The 1,872-nt window shown below is 48.8% G+C and carries 1 protein-coding gene; it reads right to left on the reverse strand.

Annotated features, from left to right (window positions below; all coding sequences use genetic code 11):
- The coding region (locus tag AC3Y7R_RS16850; RefSeq protein ID WP_490043232.1) for a S8 family serine peptidase at nt 1-1,759 on the reverse strand (1,759 nt) is incomplete at its 3' end.
- Between the last annotated feature and the right edge of the window lie 113 nt (nt 1,760-1,872).

Below are 1,872 nucleotides of genomic sequence, written 5' to 3' on the forward strand. Positions count from 1 at the left end.
AAATGATGTCATCACCATTGCCACCAGAAATCACATCGTTGCCTCGGTTTCCGTGCAACTCGTTATCAGCATTGTTTCCGATCAAGCGATCATTACCATCTCCCGAACTTGCATTCTCAAGCTGGTTCGCCGAAAGGCTGACCCATTCCTCACCTTGCACCATGATGCTAGAATTCAAATCCAGTTCGACATTACCCGACACAGCGGACAGGTTCAGCCAATCAATCCCACCGTTGGTATCCTCGATCGTTGTGCGATCACCCTCAACGCTGGCAAGGTCCATGAAGTCATTTGTGAAGTGAAAAATGTCATCCACGCTGTCCGCTGCCCCGTGGAAATCTATGCTAAAGTTGTCGATTGAACCGTCATCACCCCCCGCATTGTCAACAACCCGTATGGTCCATTCACCAGCGGAGCTTTCGCCTTGCAGTGCCGCTACGCCAAACGTCCACTCCCAGCCATAATCCATCAGACTGGTGCTGTTGGTTCTGTCGAGAAGCATGTACTCTTGCCCCGCCGGGGAAACGAGAAACATCGACAAATCTTGCGCGTATGTATGCTCCATATCAACACTAACGTTGATATATTCTATTTGCATATCTTCGGTAACAGTCAGCGATGACTCCACCATGCCGATGGTTGGAATAATCACAAGACTGTTGCTGGTGACGCTGACCGTGGTTTCATTTCCAGAGGTCGCAGCGTCTTGCACCATATAGGACCAAGCTTCAGCCATCCGAACAGCGGCAAGCGCATCCACAAGACCATAGCCATAGCTCAGATGAAAAGAGGCACCACCACCATTCCAATTTTCGGCATCATTGCTGAACCAGTCTCCCATTTCATATCCAGTACCGGACTGCCCATAGGTAGACCCAGTTTGGGCTGCCGACATCGCTAGGATTGTCTGTACATCGCGCCAACCCAACTCGTCATTCGCTTCCAACATCAAGGCAACCACACCAGACACAACAGGTGTCGCAGCTGAGGTTCCACCAAATGTCGTGGTGTAAGAGCTACTGCTATACCCTGCTGCACCCGAAATATCAGTTGTGACCGATGCGGCCGGGGCAGAGATTAACAGGTTGGTACCAAAATTGGAGTAATCAGCGACCTGATTGCTGTTGGTCGTTGCAGCAACACTGATCGCCGTACGAACAGTGTGTTCACCTGTTCCTTGTGCGTTCGAATAATCATTCCCCGCAGCCTGAACAATTATGGTCCCTAGGCCATCACGACCTTCTTCCACATTTTCCGCATAAACCGCAGCGCCTTGCCCTAGGTAAGTCCAAGATAGCCCGGAATTCTGGAATTCCGCGAAATTAGGAGTGTACCCCCAACTGTTCGAGGCGATGTCGAAGTTGCGCATGTGTTCGAAAGTAGCGATCTCATCGAGGCCGTTAAGATAGACGTCATCAAATATATCTACCGCACCAAGTGTTGCACCATACGCTACACCTACACCGCCTTGATTATTTCCAGCTTCGGCAGCAATAATTCCAGCGATCGCAGTTCCGTGCGCGTTTTCACCAACATTCGGGTACGGGTCCCATTCGGTGCCACCCCAAACAATATTCAGGCTGTCATCAAAGTTACCATTTAAATCGACGTGATTATAATCAACACCATCATCAAAAATACCGACCGTCACTCCTGAGCCGGAGTAATCGTCCCACACATCGGAAACATTAATGAGATCAAGGTGCCATTGGTTGCTGTACAAAGGGTCTGTAAAAGATGCCAACTGAAATAACCTCATAAAACTTGTTTTCTTTTGTCACACTATACTACAAGTCCGCAGGGATTTTGAGTCAAAACTTTACGTTTCTAAAAATAGGGGAACCTCTCCAATCCCTACACAATATTGAAAAC

This window comes from Litoreibacter sp. (assembly GCF_058136045.1).